At 29.8% G+C, this 3,667-nt stretch carries 4 protein-coding genes; all 4 read left to right on the top strand.

The annotated features are described in order from the left end of the window. Positions 1–755: 755 nt before the first annotated feature. Positions 756–959 carry a hypothetical protein gene (locus V7183_RS23960; RefSeq protein WP_335361073.1) on the top strand — a complete coding sequence of 68 codons (204 nt, stop codon included), beginning with the start codon at positions 756–758 and terminating at the stop codon, positions 957–959. A 199-nt stretch (positions 960–1,158) separates the two neighbouring features. After that, on the top strand, positions 1,159–1,818 hold the full coding sequence (locus V7183_RS23955) for a hypothetical protein (protein WP_335361072.1): 660 nt from the start codon (positions 1,159–1,161) through the stop codon (positions 1,816–1,818). Positions 1,819–1,889: 71 nt separating this feature from the next. Continuing rightward, a complete protein-coding gene (locus tag V7183_RS23950) occupies positions 1,890–2,756 on the top strand; it encodes a hypothetical protein (protein WP_335361071.1) in 867 nt (288 codons plus the stop codon). 62 nt (positions 2,757–2,818) lie between these two features. Continuing rightward, a complete protein-coding gene (locus tag V7183_RS23945; RefSeq protein WP_335361070.1) occupies positions 2,819–3,421 on the top strand; it encodes a hypothetical protein in 603 nt (200 codons plus the stop codon). Positions 3,422–3,667 lie beyond the last annotated feature (246 nt).

Here is a 3,667-nt window from a genome sequence, read left to right as displayed (position 1 = left end):
CTTTTTTTCTAAAAATACTCAACGTTTCACTACTTTGATTCAGCATCTTTAAATAGCTAATTAATATCTGTCTTTTTAAATAACAAAGCAATTTATATCGTATCGAAACTAAAGTAAATACGCTTTATTTTTTATTGAATTCACCCTTTGTATGTAATTACTTCATATTAACTATGTATTATGAGAAACGTGCAGGTGTGAAGGAGAGGACCGCCCGAAAAATCAATATTTGACCTTGTTATTCCAAGTAATAATATTAAAAGAAATTGCACAAGAAGTATTGAAAGAGGAGGAATATCAAACTAAACGAGATATCTTACACAAACGAATTATGAGTCTTAATCGTTGGGGAACGACGAGGGATGCTATAATTATTAGTGAAGAAGTTGGGGGAAATTGGATGGGTTTTCAGCAAAAACAAGATTCAACGAAAGTAACCTTTTAGGGATCGTAATTCTGGGTCTAATCAACTTCCATTAATAGTTTTAATAGGAAGTAGTTTCCTATATCTTCATACCCTTCAGATTTATTTGTGTTACGTTTTTCGGTCTTCGAATCCTCTTATATTAGAAAACGGAATGGAAATAGATGATGGAGGGGCAAGTGAACAAATTAAAAATGATATGAACGTGTTGTTCGGCAATGAAAGAGATATAGATTATTTTTTAAATAGCATACTTTCGTTAGATAAAGAGTGGTCAGAAATGCTTGTACATATGTAAAATTACAAGTTACTGCATCAGGAAAGTATAACGATGGATGAATTTTCAAATGCATACACCAGTAATGAAGTCGATGCAATATGTAAGTTATTTAGATTTCATATGACAGATGAAGAATGGAAAGATCTTAAAGGAATTATGAGTACTAGAGGCCTATCACACATGAATCTTTACAGTATGCAAGTAGAGAATTTACAAAAAAATGATATTACTAATACCTGGAAGCTAGTTTTGTAGTTAAAAAATTAACTAGTTTTTTACTAAGGATTTTCGATAGCTGAATTTTAGATGAAACCATTTGATTTGAGTGTTTTTTATATGTGTGAGTATAATATAATCACACGATATATGAGAGAAGAAATGTTGATATGACAGTGCTTTTACTGTGTTGTGTCAACGTTTTTTATTATTTATAAAGATCAAGGGAGAATAGATTATGGGGAATGGTAAAAACAATAGTAAGAATATTAAGGGGAATTTTGGTGAAGAGAAGCATTTCTGTAAATTTTGCGAGGAATGGAAAGTGAAAGAGGCATTTTACAAGATAAATTACATATGCAAATCATGTAGAAATAAGAAAATAGCTGAAAAACGAAAAGTTGAAAAGGAGAAAAATTTAGCGGAATTCTTGTTGAGGGAATCATGTAAGTTAGCAATTCAAAGAGGTCGAAGTAAGGAGAAAAAAGGTTATGAGAATGTAACATCTGATTGGAAAAAATGGCATGATATGTACAATGATTTAAAAAATAATAAATCATTTTGGAGAGAATGGAAACATCAAACTGAAATATATGATTTATGGGGTCAGGGTGCAGACGATAGACCAACGTTAGACAGGATTGATCCAAATGGGGACTATTCACTAGAAAATATCCAGTGCTTAAGTCACGAAGAAAACAGATTGAAGGACAAGAATTCAGCTACAAATGTTTTTTATTATGATGAACAAGGATGTTTGACATATAAACCGTATAAAACCATAAAGCAAGCAGTTAATGATTTAGGGGTTAATTATGAAAAGTTCAGAAGGAATAGGGGTGCAAAAGTACCTGTACTTATTGATGGTGAGCAGTATCTTATACAGTCAGCAAAATAGATAAAGAAGCCTAAAAAGGTATTAAAAAAATAACCTAATCAACTAAATAAGAAAGGAAATATATAATTTAAATGTTTGACACAATACATATCAAAGTATCCGATATAAAAATTAATGAAAATATAATTAATCAATATAAGATAAAAGATGATTTTACATACTTGGATAAGAATAAAAGTGAAATTACAAAACACGAATTAAGAATAGATTATATCTATATTAAATACTATACACCGATCAAAAAACTAACAGTAGAAACATCAGTTGCTGAAGTGATGAACAATGGTAAAAATAACTTAGTGCAATCTGAATTTTATGCAGAACGGTTTTGGATTAATCTGAATTCTATCCTATATAAATATCTAAAAATAACTATCCCAAAAGAAGAGTGGACTGTCTCAAGATTAGATATTACATATGATATTAAAACGAAAAATATAGATAACCCTATCCAAAAAATATCTAAATTGCACTTTCCTAAATATAATAAAAGTCTTTATAACGATAATGAATCAGTAATGTTTTCAGCAAAAAGTAGCAAGATAGTAGTATATAACAAACAAAAACAATACATATCATCTAAAGAAACCACTACCAATATCCAAGCTGCAGCTAACATACTTAGAATTGAAATTCGTCCCTCTCGATATACAGTAAATCAGTATGATTCTTCAAGAAAAGCAGTCAATTTATTAACTAAACAATACGCTGATTACATATCAGGTAAATATCATTACAATGACATACTGTCTCAAATAAAGAAGCGTAACCGCACTAAAACTCCTGCTCCCTTATCTGCAAATAATATTAAAAGTATGGAAATTATTGCAGGTTTTATGTATCTCATTGATACATACGGTGAGAAGGCTGTAAAGGAATCGATGACACTTAGCACCTTTAAGAATAGAAAACGATTAGTGAAGAAAACAAGCATTTAATCTGTTTATTAATATGATATAATCAAGTGGTAATATTAGGGAATTTTTATGAGGGGGACATTATGAAAAAGTTATTGTTATTACTTTTATCGACATTATGTTTATCAATTGTTGGTTGTTCTGCTGACTCAAAGGAATCAGATAAGAAGGCAGAGGCAAAAGGGGAGATTAAAGAGGAGAAAAAGAAAGATGATACATATAAAGAAACGGTTGTACTTAAGGATGGCGAGATAATAAATAACGGCTTATTTTTTTTCCCGAATTGGGAGCATGCAGAGAATAAATTTACACATAAAATAATATCTATATCTTTAAATAACAGTGAGGAATTAGGTAAACAAAAAGCAACAGTCACAATTAATAATAATAGTATTAACCAAGGGGATAAGGATGTATATCATAGTTTGAAAAGGCTTGAAATGGTGGATGATCAGGGACATAAAGCAAAAATAATGCCTGTTGATATACCAGGACATCATATCAGTATGGTTGACGTTATTGAAGCAGGAAAAAAGAATGATGGAATGTTCTTCTGTACATTTGATGAAGTAGGAGATTATAATTCCATCAAATCAATCACACTCAAATATCCAATCTATTTTGGTGCAGATGACGATGCATATCAAACTGTAAAAAGAAATGAAATTACATTTAAACTCAAATAAAATTTTTAGATAAAACCATTCGATTTGAGTGTTAAAAGTATTTATTATATAATGTAAATATAACGATTTTCAATTCTCTATAGTCTTATCTCTAAGTACAAATGCTTGGAAATAAGGCTATTTTTTTGTATTAATGTAAATAAGACCACTCAAATAAGAGTGGCCTTATTTTTATATACGTATAAATACTTTATGTTCAAAATCAATTATGTGTTTACGTTCTATTCGGTGAACCGTATCATAAGT

Origin of the sequence: Bacillus sp. JJ1127 (assembly GCF_036965845.1) — a bacterium.
GTDB lineage: Bacteria > Bacillota > Bacilli > Bacillales > Bacillaceae_G > Bacillus_A.
This window is presented reverse-complemented; position numbering and strand designations above follow the sequence as displayed.

Coding starts and splice junctions, on each gene's coding strand:
- V7183_RS23950 (WP_335361071.1), top strand. CDS start 1,890: ATGTTTGACACAATACATATCAAAGTATCCGATATAAAAATTAATGAA.
- V7183_RS23955 (WP_335361072.1), top strand. CDS start 1,159: ATGGGGAATGGTAAAAACAATAGTAAGAATATTAAGGGGAATTTTGGT.
- V7183_RS23960 (WP_335361073.1), top strand. CDS start 756: ATGGATGAATTTTCAAATGCATACACCAGTAATGAAGTCGATGCAATA.
- V7183_RS23945 (WP_335361070.1), top strand. CDS start 2,819: ATGAAAAAGTTATTGTTATTACTTTTATCGACATTATGTTTATCAATT.